Here is an 18,666-nt window from a genome sequence, read left to right as displayed (position 1 = left end):
CACAGCTGACGCTCCTGCGGGGTCTTACCCATTCCGCTTTTCCCGTAGGAGTCTTCGTCTTGCACTCCATTCAACAGCTTGAACCTGCTATATACATTGAGTGCTTTTGAAAGAATAATATAAGCCCCGGTATATCAGAGCAGTATGGTTCATTTACATTAGGTAAGAAATAGTATTTGTATGATTAACTGATACGTCTCTGAAACTAATAAAATAAGAGTTAGTGTATGTAATGATATAGCAGTTATAGTGTGAACCTTACGCTTTGAAAGTTGATTGGAGTAGAAGGTGCTCGACTCCTGCGAGAATTGCGGGAAAGTTGAGACCCCACAGGGCAAAAGCCCGAGGAGGCTCAACTCACGCCCCGCGGAAAGCGAGCACCTGGAACGGAAACCAACCACTACTCACTACATCCAAAGCATAAACATGTACGTAAACAACCAAATAATGAATCCGAACGATCTCGATTTTCAAAAAAGAATTTCGAATGATCGTTCGGATTTTCTTTTTAACTAAACACTTTTGTCACAGCTGCGTCCTTTTTTAATGATTTTTCGTATAATGAATGTAGCGTATACTGAAATATCAAAGCTCATTTGATAAAATATAAGAAAGCTAGTTTGAATGATTAACTATAACAAAGTTGTGTTAACAAAGGGAAGGGGTAACATGGTGTACGTTTTTGTCTATGGTACGTTAAGAAGACATGAGAGTAATCATTCTTTATTAAAGGATGCTTCATTGGTGCGGGAACAAGCCTGGGTAGAAGGACTTCTATATGAAACGAATAGAGGCTACCCAGCCCTTAAAGAAGGTAATGGAACGGTCTATGGAGAATTATATAAGATCGACTCCAACATCTTATTGGAGATCGATGAACTTGAGGATTTCCTGGAAGATCGTGAGGAGAACCTATTTATCCGAAAGCTTAAGGAAGTTGAAACAGACACCGGAACCCGGGAAGCATTTGTCTTTTATTCCGAACATAAAGCATTATTTCAACAAGAAATTCCTTCAGGAGATTGGAAGGTCCATCAATTTCTTAAGGGGAAACCTGAAAGAACCCTATATTTCGCATACGGATCATGTATGGATGATGATCGATTTAAAAAAGCTCAGGTCGATCATCATTTCAAGAATTGCCTTGGAGCAGGGCTGTTGAAAGGGTATACAATGAAGTATCTCTTTCAGGTACATGATGGAGGCCGTGGAGATATCATAGAAGATGGAGGAACGATGGAAGGGATTGTATATGATCTCCCTAAAGAGGCAGTAGAGTACCTGTTTACCAGGGAGGGGGTCACCCCGGGTTGGTACAGAGCGGCATTCATAGACCTACTGATTGACGGCAAACCGCATAATGATGTACTGACCTTTATTGTAAAGGTAAAATATGATGAAACGTGTCCCCCCGATCATTACGCCAGGGAAATCCTCAGGGGCAGCCGTCCACATGTAAGTCAGTCATACCATGAAAAACTACAAAAACAGTTAATGGAAATCGGTATGACGAAAGAACAAGTGGAGAATCTCCTGGAGTCAATTTAAGGTGCGGACGCTTCATGAATCAGTAGTGCTTTTCATCTAAATCAGCTTCGGTATTAATAAGTGACCAGCTGGGTCCCTGGGGATACACAAATTGTAGTGTGTGAAAAGAGGTGTGTGATGGACTTTTTACTTCATTTGGTTGATCAATTTGGTTATATTGCCATGTTCCTATTTAGTTGGGTCGTGTTTGTGGGTTTACCGGTACCAAACGAACTGGCTGCCGCATTAGCCGGATATCTTTCTGAATGGAGACATTTTAATCCGTACACCTCTTTTTTCTTTATGTATAGTGGATTGATCTCCTATGGAATCTTTGCCTTCATGAATGGAAGGTATCTTGGTACTAAGTTAACATCCCGGATGAGGAATGGAAACAAATCCAAGAAACTCATTGAAAATGGAGAAGTTTGGCTGAATAAATATGGTCCATTGGCGATTTCGTTCAGCTATTTTATACCAGGTGTCCGGTTATTCATGCCATATATTGCAGGTACAACCAGAGGGATCTCCCTCATGAAATATCTTCTTTATGCCCTTCCATCAGCTTTCGTATGGGGAATCATCTATTTTCAGATTGGCCGTTACTTCCCTAAGAGCTTTCAAGCACTGTTAGAGGAAGTGAGCGTAAAAGCGGGGATTGTTTTTGTCATCCTATTGATTGCACTGATTATTTACGGACTCTTCTTCACCATGAAAAAAAGCACCAATACAACAAAGTGGAAAAAAGTAAGGTATCGGAAATAAAAAAAGACGGATGGAAGTATTTCCATCAGCCTTGTTCATCTATTATAATCGTGAAATACTTACCGAATACTCCTATCGCCTTAACCGTGGTTCTGGAACCATTCTCATCCTCATAGGTCTTCCCGATTGTGTTAAACAGCAAGTACCCATTCTTAATATTTGATCCGGTTTCGATCAGCGTTGTATATGAATTCCCCTCCACTTTTTTGGTGCAAGTTATCGAAGCATGGCATTCGATATCATATTCATTTAAAAGCCAAGAGTAAAACTGTTCTTCATTCGGCCGGTGGGTACTCATATAAAAAAACAGAAGGATGGGGAAAACCATCCCTATTCTGATTAATCCTTTTTTCACGAATATCGAACCTCTCCCAATATATTATCTCCTATAATATACCATATAACAGTTGCTGGGTGTGACAAAATCCATAAAAAGTCGACAAAAAACTATCAAACGAGTGCCTGATACCGGTTCAGTCGTTTTCTGATTTAGATAGTAGTTGAACTAATGCGCCTGTAAGAATATACTAGTAGCATAGTTCTATTGAAAAGGAGGTTATCGACTTGATCCATAAAACTTGGACGGAGAAACATTCGAATAAAAAGATAAAGTGTGTACATACGGACGCGAAGAAATATACAGTTGCGAATGTCCTTACAGTTGGAAAAGAATACGAAGTGAAAAACGAATCAGAAGAATACTACTTCCTCATTGATGAAAGTGGCAAAATGGGAGGATTCTACAAAGAATACTTCGAAGAGGTCTAAACATCTTCCAGCTGATTTTTTCCTGTACGGAAGAAATCAGCTTTTTTCATGTTAATTTATTCGTAATCTTCATATTAGTAATGCATTGTTCAACGTGCTTGAAAATTGGGATGGATGGGGAGACGGCAAATGCAGCAATCATTTAGTAAACGGGTGGTAACTCTACAGGACATGTCATCACTGAAAGAACTATTTATGAACTATGAACTAAAGGCATTTGGAGAAAGGCAAACCAGCGAAGAAGAAATACATGAGATGGTTGAATCGATTCCAGAAACGGATCGGATAGGTCTTTGGCATAATGGGGAATTAGCTGCCCTTTCCATTTTGACTGAAAAAGATCATCGCCTGCCCTCTTTAATTCTTGCTAACCCAAATGAACATATGGGTCACTACATAAAGGAGATGGTAAAAGAATTAGTATCATCCGCTATCGAAAAAAAAATGAAAAGCGAAAACAAGACGATCATCCTATCCGCAAATCTTGAAGTAGAGAAAAAGACTTTCGAACAATGTGGGTTTACTGCAACCCGATTTTGGTTTCAGATGAAAAAGGATCTTGAAGATTTGACGATTACCTCCATTCCTTCTTCTTATCAAATTACAATTTTCAATCCCGATACTGAAACTCATTGTCTTCATGAACTTTTTGAAGAGGTTTTTTCGGATCATTTTGATTATCACCCGACTGAATTGGATGAATTCAAGAAGCGTTTTCTTCGCCCTTCTTTCGATCCTACTCTTTGGTATCTATTAAAAGAAGGAGACAATCTCATAGGATTTATCCTTTGTTCTGTCAATGAAGAGACCAGGATGGGGGAGGTCTCTCATCTGGGTATCAAGAGAAACTTGCGTCGCATGGGACTTGCCCATCATTTACTTTATTACGCATTTGGCAAGCTAAAAGAACGTGGGATGAAATCAGCAGCACTATCCGTAGACAGTGACAGCTACACCGATGCCACCATTGTCTATCAAAAAGCCGGCATGTATGTCTATAGGGGATTCACCCGATATGATCTGAACGTATAAAAGCTTACCACACCCGGAAATGGGTGTTTTTTTCTTGACCTGCTAAAAAAATAAATTTGTGCAGACCCTTTGCAGTGTAAGCGCTATTACATGTAGAATGACTAGTATGTGAATTGGAAAGGATGTCAAAGCATGAATTTGGAAAGACGACTACCGGAATCGGTCACTCGTATAATAAATGAAAGAAAACAAGCTTTCGCTCGTACTGAGAACCCTTCATTGATCAGGGAAGGGGGATATACGGCCAGTGAAAATTATATCATCGAAGACAGCATCATCTCCCTTTCCATTGGAAAAAACCTTCTCCTTAAAGGACCAACGGGATCAGGAAAAACAAAGCTGTCCGATACATTATCATCGATATTCTCTCAGCCGATGCATAGTATCAACTGCTCGGTTGATCTCGATGCAGAAGCATTATTAGGATATAAAACGATCAGCGAAAGGGATGGGAAAAATACCATCGATTTCATTGAAGGACCTGTGATTCAAGCAATGAAAAATGGTCACCTGCTCTATATCGATGAAATCAATATGGCCAAACCTGAAACATTGCCGATTTTAAACGGTGTGTTGGATTATAGAAGAAGCATTACGAACCCTTTTACAGGTGAAGTCGTGAAAGCTGCTCCCTCATTTGGTGTTATAGCAGCCATTAATGAAGGGTATGTAGGTACGGTTCCGTTAAATGAGGCCCTTAAAAATCGTTTTGTTGTCATAGACGTACCTTATATTGAAGGAGAAACGCTGAAGAGTGTCATTGAAAGTCAAAGTAGGCTTACGGATGACAAGCTCATCGGCCAATTTGTAGACTTGTCTTCGGATTTACTGATCCAGGTAAAAAATGGACAAATTTCAGAGGAAGCAGCTTCCATACGTGCTCTCCTTGATGCCTGTGACTTGGCTTTGTATCTCCCTGCCAAGCGTGCGATACAGAGGGGAATTGTTGATAAGCTTGAAGATGAACGTGAGAAAGCGGCTATTCTGAATATAGCAGAAACCTTATTTGAATGAGGGATTTGTAATGCACCGATTTATTCAATTTAATGATGAAAACATTGATTCATTTTTAGTGATGGAAATGGCGGATCTTACTAAGACACTGTCTAAGAATGGGGATATGAACCTGAAATATGGTCCGTTTTCTTATTTGGACTATAAAGAGGAAACGGTCTATGTCAGTCATTTCTGGGATCATCGAAAAAGAGATGACGAAGTCCATGGGTTGAAAAGTGATATCTACTTGAGGACCATCGGTAATCTCCATGAAACGGTCATAGAAGATGTGATAACATACATTGAAAAAGTAAAAACCACTTCGGTCCCACGATTTGCAAAGCAATTGTTTGTCATCGGGGAAGAGATACGATTAGAGGAAATTTGCAAATCCAAACGCCCGGGCACCAAGAAATCATTTGACACCAGAAGAACATTATACCGTCAACACTTTGAGGCCCAGCTTAAAGTGAATCTGACGAAAAGCGTGTTCACCGATGCTCTGTTCAATTCGATTTACCTCCTTCTACACGCCCAATCCCCCTTGGAACAACCGGTGAAGATTAATGAGGATATTGACCTGGCCATGCCGTTCATTCATGGCCAGATTACCCGATTTTATGAAACCCGTCAGACAAAGGATGTCGTAAAGGTAGCTTTGGAGATTGTAGAGGTTGTGGATGAAATTGTTCAAAAAGATATGTTGAATGAATACTTCCATCTGCCAGTGGACGTGTATGAGATAGAAGAAACATACGGTGAAACATTTGATGATTTAAAAAGGAAAGACCCTCTAGAGAATCATGATGTGCTGGAAGAAGAAAGCACAGGGGAAGAAGAAATCCTGGATGAAGAATTCCGTACTTGGCACAGGGAAACAAGTGACAAAGGGGAATCCTTCCTGCAGTTCGATCTGGATCAAGGTTCTCAATCCGACCTGATGGGAGAAGGTGTCCGTGAAGGAGATGATGCTGATCAGGCATTGGCAATGGTTCAAGGCTCTATGCAGGAGACAGAAAGGGAGCAGTACCATAATGTGAAAGCCGAGGAGCAGGAGAGGGAAGAGTCAGGAGGGGGAGAAAGTGAGTATGGAAAGGACAATCGCTTCGCAGTACCTCACTTTCTTACACCGTCTGTTCCCACTTCTGAAGAAAAGCTTGAGTATAATCAGAACAAAGGAATGATTGCTCCATTTCAAAAAAAGCTTCAGAAGATGATTGAGAAAACACTGGAACATAAGCGTATACAGCCGCGCAGCGATCTGCATTTCGGCAGATTGAATAACAAGTTATTACGGTTCATAACCGATGATAATCCAAGACTTTTTTACAAAAAGCAGAATCCTTCCTCAGAGATAGATGCAGTGTTTTCTCTACTGGTCGATTGTTCAGGCTCCATGTTTGACAAAATGGATCAAACGAAGCTAGGTATAACGTTGTTTCATGAATCCTTAAAATCAGTCAGGGTACCACATGAAGTCATCGGCTTCTGGGAAGATACGAATCGTGCGACCAAAACCAGTCAGCCGAATTACTTAAACCCTGTGTTGGATTTCCATACCTCTCTGAAACCAGGCAGTGGTTCTGAAATCATGCAGCTTCAACCGGAAGAGGACAATCGGGATGGTTTTGCCATTCGTTTGATGACAGAAAGAATTCTGATGCGGAATGAAAAACAAAAATTCCTTCTTGTTTTTTCAGATGGTGAGCCTGCAGCCATGGAGTACGAACAGAATGGAATTGTCGATACTCACGAAGCAGTATTGGATGCAAGGAAAAAGGGAATCGAAGTCATCAACGTGTTTTTGTCAAACGGTGAAATCGATGAGTCCCAAAGAAAAACCATACAAAATATTTATGGGAATTACAGTATCCTTGTTTCAAATGTGGAAGAACTCCCGGAAGTATTATTCCCATTACTCAGAAAGCTCCTGTACAAGAGTATATAAATGTTTAAAAGAGGTCGGGGCATAAATCCATTTCCTTTAAAGACGAAAAATCAAAAAATTAGGGATCACTTGTTACATCGCTTTTGATTTCCGTGCAAGACTTCGCTTTCCTCGGGCGGAAGGCGAGCAACTGGAGCAGAAATCAACCACTAATCACTACATCCAAAAGCAACAGTACTTACGTAAACAGTTAAATGATAAATCCGAACGATTTCGAATTCAAAAGTGAATTTCGATGATCGTTCGGATTTTTTTCACTTAACACTTTTGTCCCAGTTTCTTTTCTTCCCCTTCCTTGAAATCCATTATCCTGGTTTAAATGATTCAATGAATGGGATAGATTTTAATCTCCAAGGAAATTTCTGTATACTAAAGGAAGATGAGAGTCGTTTAACTGTTATGATGTGTTGGGAAGATGAGTCTTTTTTTATACAAAAGGGTAGGTTAGTAAATAAACATGATAGGGAAGAAGAAAGTAGTGTACAAGGGAGGAAGGGACAGATATGGATGAGTTGGATATGCATCATATTTTCGAACTGGGTCTTATATTAGTCATGATCGCAGCCGGTATTACGGCGATTTCCAAAAAACTCAAGCAACCTTATCCGATTGCTCTCGTGATTGTTGGGGCGCTGATCGGTTTATTCAATATACCTGTTTTGGAGCCGCTTAAAGCCTTCATTACCGAAGGAGAAATCTTTAATTTCGTCATAATTACCCTTTTTTTACCTGCTCTATTGGGAGAAGCGGCATTGAAGCTTCCCTATTCCCATCTAAGGGCTAATAAAGAACCGATCATCGCTTTGGCTTTCGGAGGCACGCTGATATCATTTTTAATCATCGGTTTTTCAGCGTATTATTTCTTTGATTTCTCTATTCAGGCAGCTTTTGTGTTTGGAGCCCTGATGAGTGCAACAGATCCTGTCAGTGTATTAAGCATATTCAAGAGTGTGGGCGTTAAGAAGAGATTGGCCGTTGTGATTGAAGGTGAAAGCCTATTCAATGATGGTTTAGCTGTTGTATTATTCAATATTTCCGCCTTTTATCTTGTATCATATATCGATGCCGGATGGGCGGGTCTTGGAAGTGGATTGTGGGAGTTCATCAGAGTGGTCTCATTAGGGGTGATCATAGGTGGTTCCCTGGGGTATGCCTTTTCAATATTAACGAAGTACTACGATGACTATCCCCTTGAAATCATTTTTAGTGTCATCCTATTTTACGGTTCCTTCCTACTGGCGGAAAGTGTTCATGCTTCAGGGGTCATCGCCGTGGTCATTGCAGCACTGATATTTGGGAATTTCGGCGGGAAGATCGGGATGAGTCCCACTACCAAATTGAATATCAACAGTTTTTGGGATGTTGCTGCATTACTTGCGAATTCTCTGGTTTTCCTAATGGTCGGCCTCGAGATAACAAGGATCGACCTTCTCGAGAAGTGGCCATACATATTCGCAGCCATACTTATCGTATTAGTGGCAAGGAGTATAGCCGTTTATACAAGCTTGTCCCTTATCGGAAACTTTCCGCATATGTGGAAGCACATATTGAATTGGGGAGGTTTGAAAGGATCTCTCTCGATTGCTCTTGTACTGAGTCTGCCACGGGACTTCCCAGGCAGGGAGGACGTGTTGATTCTCGGCTTTAGTGTTGTATTATTCAGTCTGGTTGTCCAGGGACTTACCATCAAACCGTTAATCAATGTACTGGGCATTAAGCCAAAAGAAGAAGGTCATGAGGAATTCGAGAAATTACTTAGTCAGCTTCATCGTTATGAAACGGCAATATCAGAAATTCATCGTGTGAAACAAAAGCTCTATATTACAGACCCAATTTCGAAGGAGCTCATTGATACATACCAAAAAAGAATTGATATGCTCAAAGCACAATTGGATGACTTATTTGACCGCAACCCGGTACTAAAAGAAAACCAGCTCGCCACCCTCAGGAAGCACGCCATGTATGCAGAATATGAGGCAGTTGCAAAGCTAGAAAAAGAAGAAATCATCAGCAGTGCTATTGCAGAGAATGAATATGACAGCATAACGGACAGCATCGTGCACAACGAGGAGAAATGAATGAAGTAATGTTGATGAAGAATCAGTAGTAATGGACCAAGGGCCCTTCATATATGAAGGGCCCTTGGTCCTGTTTTACCCATCGAAAGAATGAAATTCTTGTCTTATCAAGGTAAATCATAATGATAAAGGTAACATGATCATGTTAAATTCTAGCGTTTCAAGATACTCTTGAAATGGGAGAATGTATCGAAACTTGCTTTGCCATGATACGCACCCATTCCGCTTGCGCCAACTCCACCGAAAGGAAGATAGTGAGATGTCATGTGATTAATTGTATCATTGATAGCGCCACCTCCAAATGAGATATTCGTCAATATTTCATCCTGGAGGGGTTCATTTTCAGAGAATAGATAAAGTGCCAACGGCTTCGGACGCTTCTTAATTTGATCAATCACTTCAGAAGTGTCTTCATATTCAATGATCGGGAGGATCGGTCCGAAAATTTCATCCTGCATGATGGGATCTTCCCATGAAATAGAATCTAGAATCGTTGGTTCAATGACGAGATTATGACGGTCTGAATCTCCACCGGTAACAATGGTTCCATTGTCCAGAAAGCTTTTCAGGCGATCAAAATGCCTTTCGCTAACAATATGGCCAAAGTCTGGGTTATGAATGATCTTCTCCCCGTAACTAGCTTGGATGGCTCCTTTCATTTTCTCCAACAGCTCGTTCTTTACGTCGCGATGGACGAGAACATAATCCGGAGCGACACATGTTTGACCCGCATTTGCAAATTTTCCTCTTGCAATTCGTTTCGCCGCTTCATCAATGTCCGCATCCGAATGTACAATCGTCGGACTTTTACCACCAAGTTCAAGGGTGACTGGTGTTAAATGCTTGGCTGCAGCTTCTGCTACGATTTTCCCGACACCAGTGCTTCCTGTGAAGAAAATGTAATCGAAATTTTCCTCAAGCAATGCAGTGCTTGTCTCAACTTCTCCTTCAACGACATGGAGATACTCTTCCTGGAAGTGATCATTGATCATGCCTGCAAGCAGTCTTGAAGTGTTCGGGGTCAACTCCGATGGTTTCAGGACAGCGGTATTGCCGGCAGCGATCGCTCCAACAAGTGGTGCCACGGCAAGTTGGAATGGATAATTCCAAGGGGCGATGACAAGGATCGATCCATAGGGCTCTGGATAAATGAAGCTCTTTGCCCCTCGATGTGTATCAGGTGTATGAACTTTTTCAGGTGATGCCCATCCAGTAAGATTCTCTAAGGTAAAGTCAATCTCACTAAGGACAAGGCCGATTTCTGCTCGCTTAGCTTCTATTTCCGGTTTATTCAAATCTTTCTTTACAGCATTTATGATGTCGTTTTCATGCGTTTGGATAAGATCCTTTAACTTTGTCAAAGCTTCTATCCTGAAGTTGATATCCTTTGTCATACCGGTACGAAAAAATGATTGCTGTTTATTGATAAGTTCTTGATAGTTTTCCATAGTAAAAACTCCTCTTCTTTTTGATGACAGGTAACACTTATGCTTTTCCCGTTTTGTCCCGCAGGTACTCTTGGGAACTATTTCTTGTGCTTCAATAAAATTGTGTGCAATTTATTGAGGTATCAATTATTTGCATGTGGAGAATGATAGTATAATCAAATCGGATATGCAAGACATATGATTTAGGAATCGAATGAGGGAGAAAGTAAATGTGGGTATAAAATCAAATGGCCATTCCGCCATAAGATTCGCAGGAATGGCCAGAGCTCATATTTTATTACTCTCTTTACTTTCTGATTTCGATGAGTTTTTGTTTTAGATCATTTTCCATTGTGACCATTTCCTGTTCGGCCTGTTGTCGCTTTTGTCTGCCTTCTGCCTGGATGGCCAAAGTTTCTTCTATCGTGGAGATCAGGTTTTCCTGGGTTTTCTTCAGGGTGTCGATATCTATAATTCCCCGTTCGTTTTCTTTAGCGGTCTCGATGCTGTTTGTTTTGAGCATCTCGGAATTCTTTAATAGCAGCTCGTTCGTCGTGCGTGATACCTGCTTTTGAGCGGCTACAGCCTTCTGTTGATTCAGAAGGGTAAGAGCGATGGCAATTTGATTCTTCCAAAGAGGAATCGCAGTTAGGACAGAAGCTTGAATTTTTTCTGCCAATGCCTGATTCGTATTTTGTATCAAACGGATTTGAGGGGCGGATTGAATCGTCATTTGCCTGCTCAGTTTCAAATCATGAATTCGTTTATCCAATCGATCAAGGAACTGCATGGTATCATTGACTTCCTGGTAGATCAGCTCATCATCGGTTTCTTCTGCTTTCTTACGCAAAGAAGGAAGGAGATTGTGCTGGATTTCTTCCCGTTTGATTTCAGCAGCGGCAATATACATATTAAGGGCTTGAAAGTAGTCTTTATTTTTTTCATATAAGGTTTCCAATAATCGGTTATCATCGAGCAAGGTCTTTTTCGAATGCTCGAGTCTGACTGAAATCCGATCAATCTGAGATCCGATTTTTTGGTATTTAGAAAGCACTTCCTGTAAAGAAGATGAAACTTTCCGGAAGAGCTTTTTAAATACGCCTTTCTGCTTCGTGTTAAGCTCATCGGGATTCATTTGCTCGAGCTTTTTCATTAAATCGCCTAACACGTCACCGATCGGGCCGATATCCCGTTTTTGCACATGATCTAACATTGAATGGGAGAATGACGATAATTGAGTTTGGGCTGCTGTTCCATATTTAAGGATGGCTTCATAGTCCTTGTAGTCGATTTGTTCTGCTAATTGTTTGGCTTTTTCCTGCTGTTCTTTAGGCAAACGGTCAAGTAACAGGGGAGACTTTGTTTGTTCGTTCACAGCAGGCATTTCTTCCCCGAACGGGTTTGAAAGCAATAGATCCAATTCTGATTGTTCATTTCGTTGTTCCATCATAAAACCTCCGACATTTATTTGAGATCTTTTTTGTGTGTTAAGTGCTGATTGGCGAAATTAAGTTCAAATTGCAGGTGATCCATGTCATCTGCCAACACTTTCTGTAAATCATTTTCCAAGGAACCTGTTAAATCATCCAGTGTCGTACGGGTTTGCTGGAGAGACAGGAAGGTTTCTTTATTTTTACCAGGCTGGGAAGCCAGGAACGTATACTTCTCCGTAATTTCAACGACAGAGTCTAAATGGTAGAAGAAGAAGGACTCAGCTGAAAAAAATCTCTTGGGCTCTTTTCTTACAAGGTGATAAATTCTTCTGCTTAATCGGTTGATCTCAAGGATCTGCTTAAAAGCTCCGAGCGATCTTACCCTTAACTGCTGACGTTGCAGCCGTTTTACCTTTTCTTTCGCTTCTTTTAAATTTCTGTTTATATATCGAAATTCCTGTCCGGAAAGACCATTTTTATTCAACCACCATTTTTTTTGAAGAATCTTAACGATCATGAAAAAGAGTCCCCCCGTACCTACACCCGATAAGAGTGTAAGAGGAAATCCCATGTCAAAGAGGAGTAAGTAAGCGATAAAACTGCTGGTCCCAACACTGAAAGAGATGACCGTCCTTAATAAAAATTGCAGAAATGTGTTCATTTCATCTACCCCTTAATAAAGATGCTTATCATACTTACGTTTCGTCGTGTAAAAGGTTTCATATTCATACTCTCATTTTAGTGGAAACGGAGGGAAAATGGAAATAAAGTATCAGTGGTGGAAGAAAAATCGGGGAAATATGTAAGGAATTAGCATCATTCTTTCAATTTCTTAACATTTTTATATTGAATGATTATAGGAAATCCATTTTTGGTAGAATGGGTAAGTGAGACCAATGACAAGACAGGTGTGTGGATATATGAAAAAGGTTATTGTGCTGATCTTACTTTGCTTCATTACCCCAAGTGTTTCAGCTCAACAAAATGCAGTAAAAAAACCAGGAAATATTTATAGTGATTCGGCTATTATAATAGATTCAAAAACCGGAAGCATCCTATACTCTAAAAATGGTACCAAACGAATGAACCCTGCAAGTATTACAAAAATTGCCACAGCGATTTATGCGATTCAGCATAGCAATCTCGGTGACCAGGTGGAAATCAGTGAGAAGGCAAGCCGTACCGAGGGTTCTACTGTTTATTTAGCTGCCGGTGAAACGCTGTCCATGGAGCAGCTGCTTCAAGGACTGATGGTGAACTCCGGGAATGATGCCGCCGTTGCCATCGCTGAACATACAGAAGGTTCTGTAGAACAGTTTGTCGATAAATTGAATCTCTTTCTTAAGGAGGAGGTGGGGGTCCGGGATACACATTTTGAAAATCCTCATGGACTTTATGGGGAAAATCATTATACAACCGCCTATGATATGGCTGAAATTACAAGCTATGCGTTACAGAATGAACAGTTTAGGAAGTTGTTTGATATAGACTCCCTGGACTGGAAGGCTGAAGGATGGAGTACCACGCTTTATAATCATCACAAGATGGTGAAGGGGGAAATTCCCTATCCTGAAGTGACGGGAGGTAAGAATGGGTTTATAGACGAATCCCGTCACACCCTGGTGACGTCAGCAGAAAATGATAAACTCTCGCTCGTGGTGGTTACGATGAAAGCACAGTCCAAAAGAGCCATTTATTCGGATACGAAGAAACTGCTTGATTATGGGTTGAATCAGTTTGAAAGGAATTATATCCCTAAGGAGACCGTCTTTCAATTGGACGGCACTTCTTATGATTTGAAAAAGGATATTCCATTTACCCAGCCTGTAAACGGGAAGATCACACAGAAACTTGCCCCAAGTGGGGAGTTGACCCTTTATAACCAGGATCATGAAGAAATGCTGTCAACCACTTTGACACCGGTGAAAGGAACACCCGTAACCCACACCGAAGCAGTTGCTTCGAGTGAGCACAAGGGGCTGTTATTCGGGAAGGAGTGGAGCGGGAAACTTTTATTTTACCCATTTATCATTTACATGGCCCTTCTATTCATTGCAGGGACGACCGTGTTTCTGTCAGGGTCTTTCAATAAGTAAGGGTTGAATATAGTACAAAAGGGAGCCGGCCGGCTCCCTTTTGTTATTGACTTTCCTGTTTTTCTAATGCTGGTTGCTGATGGTAAAGGGTCTTGCCGATCAGGGTCTGCAAGATGAGGAATGCGCCTCCGACCGTCCAATATAATGGAAGTGCAGCAGGTGCGTTCAGTGAGAAGATGAAGATCATGACCGGGGACAGAAGCCCCATTATTTTCATCTGTGCCTGCTGCTCTGCAGGGATGTTCATCAAGGAAACGCGTGATTGGGCCAGGTACACAACCCCGGCAATAATCGCCATGATATGGTCCGGTTGTCCAAGGTTGAACCATAGGAAAGAGTGACTGGCAATTTCTGAAGATGAGCGGATCGCATAATAGAGTCCAATCAGGATGGGCGTCTGGATCAATAAAGGCAAACATCCCATGTTGAGAGGATTTACACCGTTTTTTTGATAGAGCATCATTAATTCCTGCTGAAGCTTTTTCTGGTCTTCTTTATCCTTCGTTTCTTTGATTTTTTTCTGAATCGCAGACATCTCAGGTTTGATCAAGGCCATTTTCCCTTTCATATCCTGTTGATTCTTATACGTTTTAAGCATAAAAGGCAGAAGAACAAGTCGAATAAGAAGGGTGATCACGATAATGGCCACGCCAAAATTCCCGCCAAGAAAGGTTCCTATTTCATGAATGAGAAATGAAAATGGATTGACAAGATAATCATGAAAGAATGCTCCATCAGTGGTGGCAGACTGGCATCCAGTCAATGCGAATATTAGTAAAACGAAAATGAATAAAAATTTCTTCAATGTTTTTTCCTCCTCTATTTATATGCTTTTCTTTTACATATATACAGAAGAGGATTCTTCATCATTATCAGTATGATAGAATTGAAACTTCATACAAGTCGTAAACCAGACCCTGACAGGTAAGGCCTCATTTTCTGCGACCTGCCTGACAATGAGGTTGTTTCCTTCCAGTTTTTTATCATAATATTGTGTATAGAGATGGAATGGTGATGGACACCGATCCCAGATCAATGCCAATATGAATAAAAATACGATACTGACATGCAAAGGACTTAAGTAAAAATCCAATAAGTCTTGTACAATAATGAATGTCAATGGAGAAGACTCCTTTTCCTATTCTAGTTGCATCAATAATAAATGAATGATCATTTTATCACCTTTACAGTATACTGCGAAATGCGGTTAGAATCCATGGTAATTCTTTATACGATATTGTGAACAAGTAGTTTCAGTGAAAAAGATTACTTTGAGAGCATGTTAAAAAGGTCTCTATGTGGCAAACCACTTTAGAGACCTCTCATTTCTATAATATTGCGCTAATCGACAACGATATAAGCAATCATCGGACCATTATTCTCGATGGTTTCATGCATTTTACAAATAAGCCTGTATGTTCCTTCCTTTGAAAAGGTTACATCTACCACGGTCTCTTTCCCTTTTTTCACAGTACCTTTAACATCCGTGCCCTCGATGTAAAAAGGGTGTTCCATGCCGTTTACTCCGTAAATGCGCAGTTCGACCTCTCTGCCTTTTTCCACGACAATTGTTCCAGGGTCCCACCGATATGCTTCGATTTCCTTGCCGTCGGCTGTTTTCGATTTGAACTCGCCTGTCACAAGCTGAATGACTTGTTTTTCTCCCGTTTTCTCCGATAGTGAAACTGTCGGGTATGAGTTTTTTGAAGATAACGACCAAATCGTACCGACTGTAATCACCAGGATTGTCACTAAAATGGCAATGATGGAACCTTTCTTTAATACAATGAACTTCATATGATTTCCCTCCTCATCAGACAGCAGAGTACTTTTCTATTAAACCTATGCTTGTACTGTAGGGAACTTGTCAATAATTTTATAGGAGGGATAAGTTAAATATTTTTCTTTCTGGTCCATTTTATGTACAATTTGGACATGGTAGCAAGGAGGGTGAAGCATTGGATACTACATGGAGAGTTATAACGACCAAAAGTGATGCAGAGCCATGGTGGTTTTTTGAAGGCTGGGAAAAGGATATCAGAAGTGATTGGACGTTTGATAGCAGAGATGAAGCTATGGATACATTTCTAACGGAAATGAAACGATTCAGTGAACGTTATCCAAAGGCAAAAACGAAGAAATTTCACTCCATAGCATTTTGGGATCCGAAAGAAGTGTATTTTTGTGAAGCCTGTGATGATGATCTGCAGGTCTATTACGGATTGGTCATCTTTGAGAACGATCAGCCTATGGAGATCAAGGATGACTCGATCATCACGGAAATCTCCAATAGAATGGAACAATAGGTCTATCCAATATGGATAGACCTGTTCCCGTTATTAATCGATAACACCCGTACGGATGATTTTGTTATTCACTTTCACATCAAAGGTAGCCTCTTTATACAGTTTGTCCCACTGCTTCCTTGTCAAATCCTCGTGTCCCCTGACGCTCCTGTACTCCATTCCAAACCCAATCGGATCTGTTCCTTCTTCCTGAAGCATGAGGAGGGTATCCTTAATGTTTTTTTCAATATATTTCTCAACTTCCTCTTCAACCAATTGCATGGCCTTTGGTTTAGACAGCTTCAATTCTTCGGTCATTTCAAGTATTCGGGACTCAAGGTTCAATTCGACCTTGAATGAAGCCCGCTCTTTTTTTTCTGTCTGAATCGTATGGGAAGATTTAATGCTGTCGATCATCATATACACTTTGTTGCTATCGGGAGCTGCAGGTAGGCGCGATAAGTAAGGCTTGAACTTATCTAGAGGTAATTCAACCTCTACACTGCCTGCGTTGTAGTCTTCCATCAAAGAACGGATGAAGAAGATCCTGTCTTTATTAATTTCTTTAATGAACTTATCTCTTGTGAATAATGCGAAGCCATCTACCCCGACTTTTCCATTTGCCGCCTTCAATAATGGAAGGATGGGGTCTTTACCAACGCTTCCGTAATCAGTGATGAATTCCTGGAGGGTTGGGGAAACAATCATCTCTGTTTCTACGTTCTGCCTGACTAAATTGTAAAGGTAGGTCCCCCTATTTGAAGGTCTTTCATCCGTCTGAAACCTCAATACTTCTTCAGCCGTCTTATCGGCGATCGTTAAATACACCATATTACCGATTGCGGAATCTCTTTCAAGTGTATCCACGAGGTGAGAAATCCCTCTGGCTGCAAGCTCCCGGCCGTATACGACGATCCTCAACTGGCCGGACACAAGTTTGTGATCAGACTCTAGATTTTGTGATAGCCTGATTCCTTTACTGGTTTTAGACGTGGTGGAGAGGACCTTTTCAACATCCTCCATGCCAGGGTTGAACTGGTAGAGCACGAGCGTCCCCGTGATTTTGTCATCTTCAGCCTGGTCATACCCGACGGCTGTGATCAGACCGAGCTTTTCTAAATATTTCGTCTCCACACAGCTGCTCAAGAAAAAAGAAGGGAGACAGACCAAAATAAGTAACATGACTTTATTCATTTATCTACACCTATTTTCTTGTTCCCGATATGTTTTAATTTGACCAGGATAAAGAGGAGGACGGGATACATAAAAGACAGAAAAAAACTTGCAGTACCCACTTTATCCGTGATGGTATTCATCGTTACCCTTTCATGAACGAATAGTGATAATATCCATAAGAGGGCTGCAAAGAGATAGATGGCTTTTTTCTGAGAAAAATGAAATACTCTCTTCATTCCCCTGGTCGCTACCCAAAAGTACAAGCATATGTTCGGAAGGATGACTAACATCCAGAAGGATACGGCAATAAATTCAAAGCGCTCCAGGTTTGGAATCCTCAAGATTTTGAACATGGATAGAACTGGCCAGATTGTCTTTAACAAAGCGTCCTCTGAGAAAAAACCAATGCTAACAACGGTCACCACCGTGAATAAAAAGGTTGAATACCCGGTGCCGATGAGGGCATACTTTAACACTTTTTTCTTTTCCTTTATATAAGGATAGACAAATAATACTAAATCAAAGCCAATGATGGTAAAGCTCGTCTTATAGACACCCATCATGATTTCCTTGGGAGAGGAAGTCAAGACTGGCAGAAGGTGATTGAAGTCCATGAATTTAACCGGGGTATATATCATGAATAATAGCCAAAATGCCAGGATCAAACCTAAAAACGCAATTCCCACTACCACTCTGATCCCTCCAAGAACGCCATAAACGAGTAAGAATATGAGCAGTCCCATCAATAGCCAAGTCGGCATTCTCGGGAAGATCCAAGCTTGTACCATTTCGATGTAATTCATCAGGATGACATACGTCACGCTCAGGTAAAACAGGATATAAAGTACATTCATTCCTTTACTGATCCATTTTCCGAATATGTCCATATGGATCCCATATAAATCTGCACTATCATAGTTTTCTAGGGTTTTAATCATGAGAAATAACACAAATGAAACAAGAATGCCGGCAATAATCACCGAGATCCAAGCATCCCTATTCGCTTCCATATAGATGATCCTTGGTAATCCGGCAATACCGACCCCGGTTTGGGCGGTATGTAAAATAAACATAAGCAAAAATGCATTAAACATCAGCCGTTCTTTAGGATTCACATTAATTTCCATACACTTCA

Annotated in this window: 18 protein-coding genes; 9 read left to right on the top strand and 9 right to left on the bottom strand. The window is 40.8% G+C overall.

What is annotated here, in order from left to right; all coding sequences use genetic code 11:
* Positions 1-669: 669 nt before the first annotated feature.
* Positions 670-1,548, top strand: coding sequence for a gamma-glutamylcyclotransferase family protein (locus AC0VXY_RS12135; protein WP_475525395.1), 879 nt, complete (start codon positions 670-672; stop codon positions 1,546-1,548).
* Between the two features lie 117 nt (positions 1,549-1,665).
* The gene (locus AC0VXY_RS12130) at positions 1,666-2,292 is read left to right on the top strand and encodes a DedA family protein (protein WP_475525394.1); all 627 of its coding nucleotides are present in this window, start codon (positions 1,666-1,668) and stop codon (positions 2,290-2,292) included.
* A gap of 25 nt (positions 2,293-2,317) precedes the next feature.
* On the opposite strand, the gene AC0VXY_RS12125 is transcribed toward AC0VXY_RS12130, so the two are convergent.
* Positions 2,318-2,647, bottom strand: coding sequence for a hypothetical protein (locus AC0VXY_RS12125; protein ID WP_435990501.1), 330 nt, complete (start codon positions 2,645-2,647; stop codon positions 2,318-2,320).
* A 209-nt stretch (positions 2,648-2,856) separates the two neighbouring features.
* Between AC0VXY_RS12125 and AC0VXY_RS12120 the strand changes: the two genes are divergently transcribed.
* From AC0VXY_RS12120 to AC0VXY_RS12100, 5 genes are all read left to right on the top strand, one after another.
* Entirely contained in the window at positions 2,857-3,060 is a 204-nt protein-coding gene (locus tag AC0VXY_RS12120) for a DUF6501 family protein (RefSeq protein WP_475525393.1), read from the top strand.
* 129 nt (positions 3,061-3,189) lie between these two features.
* Complete coding sequence (locus AC0VXY_RS12115) at positions 3,190-4,092, top strand: GNAT family N-acetyltransferase (protein ID WP_475525392.1); 903 nt, start codon at positions 3,190-3,192, stop codon at positions 4,090-4,092.
* 132 nt (positions 4,093-4,224) lie between these two features.
* Positions 4,225-5,106, top strand: a complete 882-nt coding sequence (locus AC0VXY_RS12110) for an ATP-binding protein (RefSeq protein WP_475525391.1) — start codon at positions 4,225-4,227, stop codon at positions 5,104-5,106.
* Between the two features lie 10 nt (positions 5,107-5,116).
* A complete protein-coding gene (locus AC0VXY_RS12105; RefSeq protein ID WP_475525390.1) occupies positions 5,117-7,036 on the top strand; it encodes a hypothetical protein in 1,920 nt (639 codons plus the stop codon).
* Between the two features lie 503 nt (positions 7,037-7,539).
* A complete protein-coding gene (locus AC0VXY_RS12100; RefSeq protein ID WP_475525389.1) occupies positions 7,540-9,114 on the top strand; it encodes a cation:proton antiporter in 1,575 nt (524 codons plus the stop codon).
* Positions 9,115-9,266: 152 nt separating this feature from the next.
* Here the strand turns inward: AC0VXY_RS12100 and AC0VXY_RS12095 are convergent, their stop codons facing one another.
* The 3 genes from AC0VXY_RS12095 to AC0VXY_RS12085 all read right to left on the bottom strand — a co-directional run bounded on the left by AC0VXY_RS12095 (position 9,267) and on the right by AC0VXY_RS12085 (position 12,635).
* On the bottom strand, positions 9,267-10,562 hold the full coding sequence (locus AC0VXY_RS12095) for an aldehyde dehydrogenase (RefSeq protein WP_475525388.1): 1,296 nt from the start codon (positions 10,560-10,562) through the stop codon (positions 9,267-9,269).
* Between the two features lie 286 nt (positions 10,563-10,848).
* Entirely contained in the window at positions 10,849-11,991 is a 1,143-nt protein-coding gene (locus AC0VXY_RS12090) for a toxic anion resistance protein (protein WP_475525387.1), read from the bottom strand.
* Positions 11,992-12,005: 14 nt separating this feature from the next.
* On the bottom strand, positions 12,006-12,635 hold the full coding sequence (locus AC0VXY_RS12085; RefSeq protein WP_475525386.1) for a 5-bromo-4-chloroindolyl phosphate hydrolysis family protein: 630 nt from the start codon (positions 12,633-12,635) through the stop codon (positions 12,006-12,008).
* Between the two features lie 259 nt (positions 12,636-12,894).
* Between AC0VXY_RS12085 and AC0VXY_RS12080 the strand changes: the two genes are divergently transcribed.
* Positions 12,895-14,070, top strand: coding sequence for a D-alanyl-D-alanine carboxypeptidase family protein (locus AC0VXY_RS12080; protein WP_475525385.1), 1,176 nt, complete (start codon positions 12,895-12,897; stop codon positions 14,068-14,070).
* Between the two features lie 43 nt (positions 14,071-14,113).
* Here AC0VXY_RS12080 and yidC read toward each other — a convergent pair whose 3' ends face one another.
* The 3 genes from yidC to AC0VXY_RS12065 all read right to left on the bottom strand — a co-directional run bounded on the left by yidC (position 14,114) and on the right by AC0VXY_RS12065 (position 15,867).
* On the bottom strand, positions 14,114-14,875 hold the full coding sequence (yidC, locus tag AC0VXY_RS12075) for a membrane protein insertase YidC (RefSeq protein WP_475525384.1): 762 nt from the start codon (positions 14,873-14,875) through the stop codon (positions 14,114-14,116).
* A 33-nt stretch (positions 14,876-14,908) separates the two neighbouring features.
* Positions 14,909-15,190, bottom strand: a complete 282-nt coding sequence (locus tag AC0VXY_RS12070; RefSeq protein ID WP_430339427.1) for a hypothetical protein — start codon at positions 15,188-15,190, stop codon at positions 14,909-14,911.
* A 221-nt stretch (positions 15,191-15,411) separates the two neighbouring features.
* Positions 15,412-15,867, bottom strand: a complete 456-nt coding sequence (locus tag AC0VXY_RS12065; protein WP_435990512.1) for a cupredoxin domain-containing protein — start codon at positions 15,865-15,867, stop codon at positions 15,412-15,414.
* A 161-nt stretch (positions 15,868-16,028) separates the two neighbouring features.
* On the opposite strand from AC0VXY_RS12065, the gene AC0VXY_RS12060 reads away from it, so the two are divergent.
* Complete coding sequence (locus AC0VXY_RS12060) at positions 16,029-16,376, top strand: DUF1033 family protein (RefSeq protein WP_435990513.1); 348 nt, start codon at positions 16,029-16,031, stop codon at positions 16,374-16,376.
* Positions 16,377-16,409: 33 nt separating this feature from the next.
* Here AC0VXY_RS12060 and AC0VXY_RS12055 read toward each other — a convergent pair whose 3' ends face one another.
* Positions 16,410-17,549: a Ger(x)C family spore germination protein gene (locus AC0VXY_RS12055; RefSeq protein ID WP_435990514.1), complete on the bottom strand. Its 1,140-nt coding sequence runs from the start codon at positions 17,547-17,549 to the stop codon at positions 16,410-16,412.
* On the bottom strand, positions 17,546-18,658 hold the full coding sequence (locus tag AC0VXY_RS12050; protein WP_435990515.1) for a GerAB/ArcD/ProY family transporter: 1,113 nt from the start codon (positions 18,656-18,658) through the stop codon (positions 17,546-17,548). Before AC0VXY_RS12050 ends, AC0VXY_RS12055 begins: the two co-directional genes overlap by 4 nt.
* Positions 18,659-18,666 lie beyond the last annotated feature (8 nt).

Source organism: Rossellomorea sp. QJM3NY_18, assembly GCF_056173145.1.
This window is presented reverse-complemented; position numbering and strand designations above follow the sequence as displayed.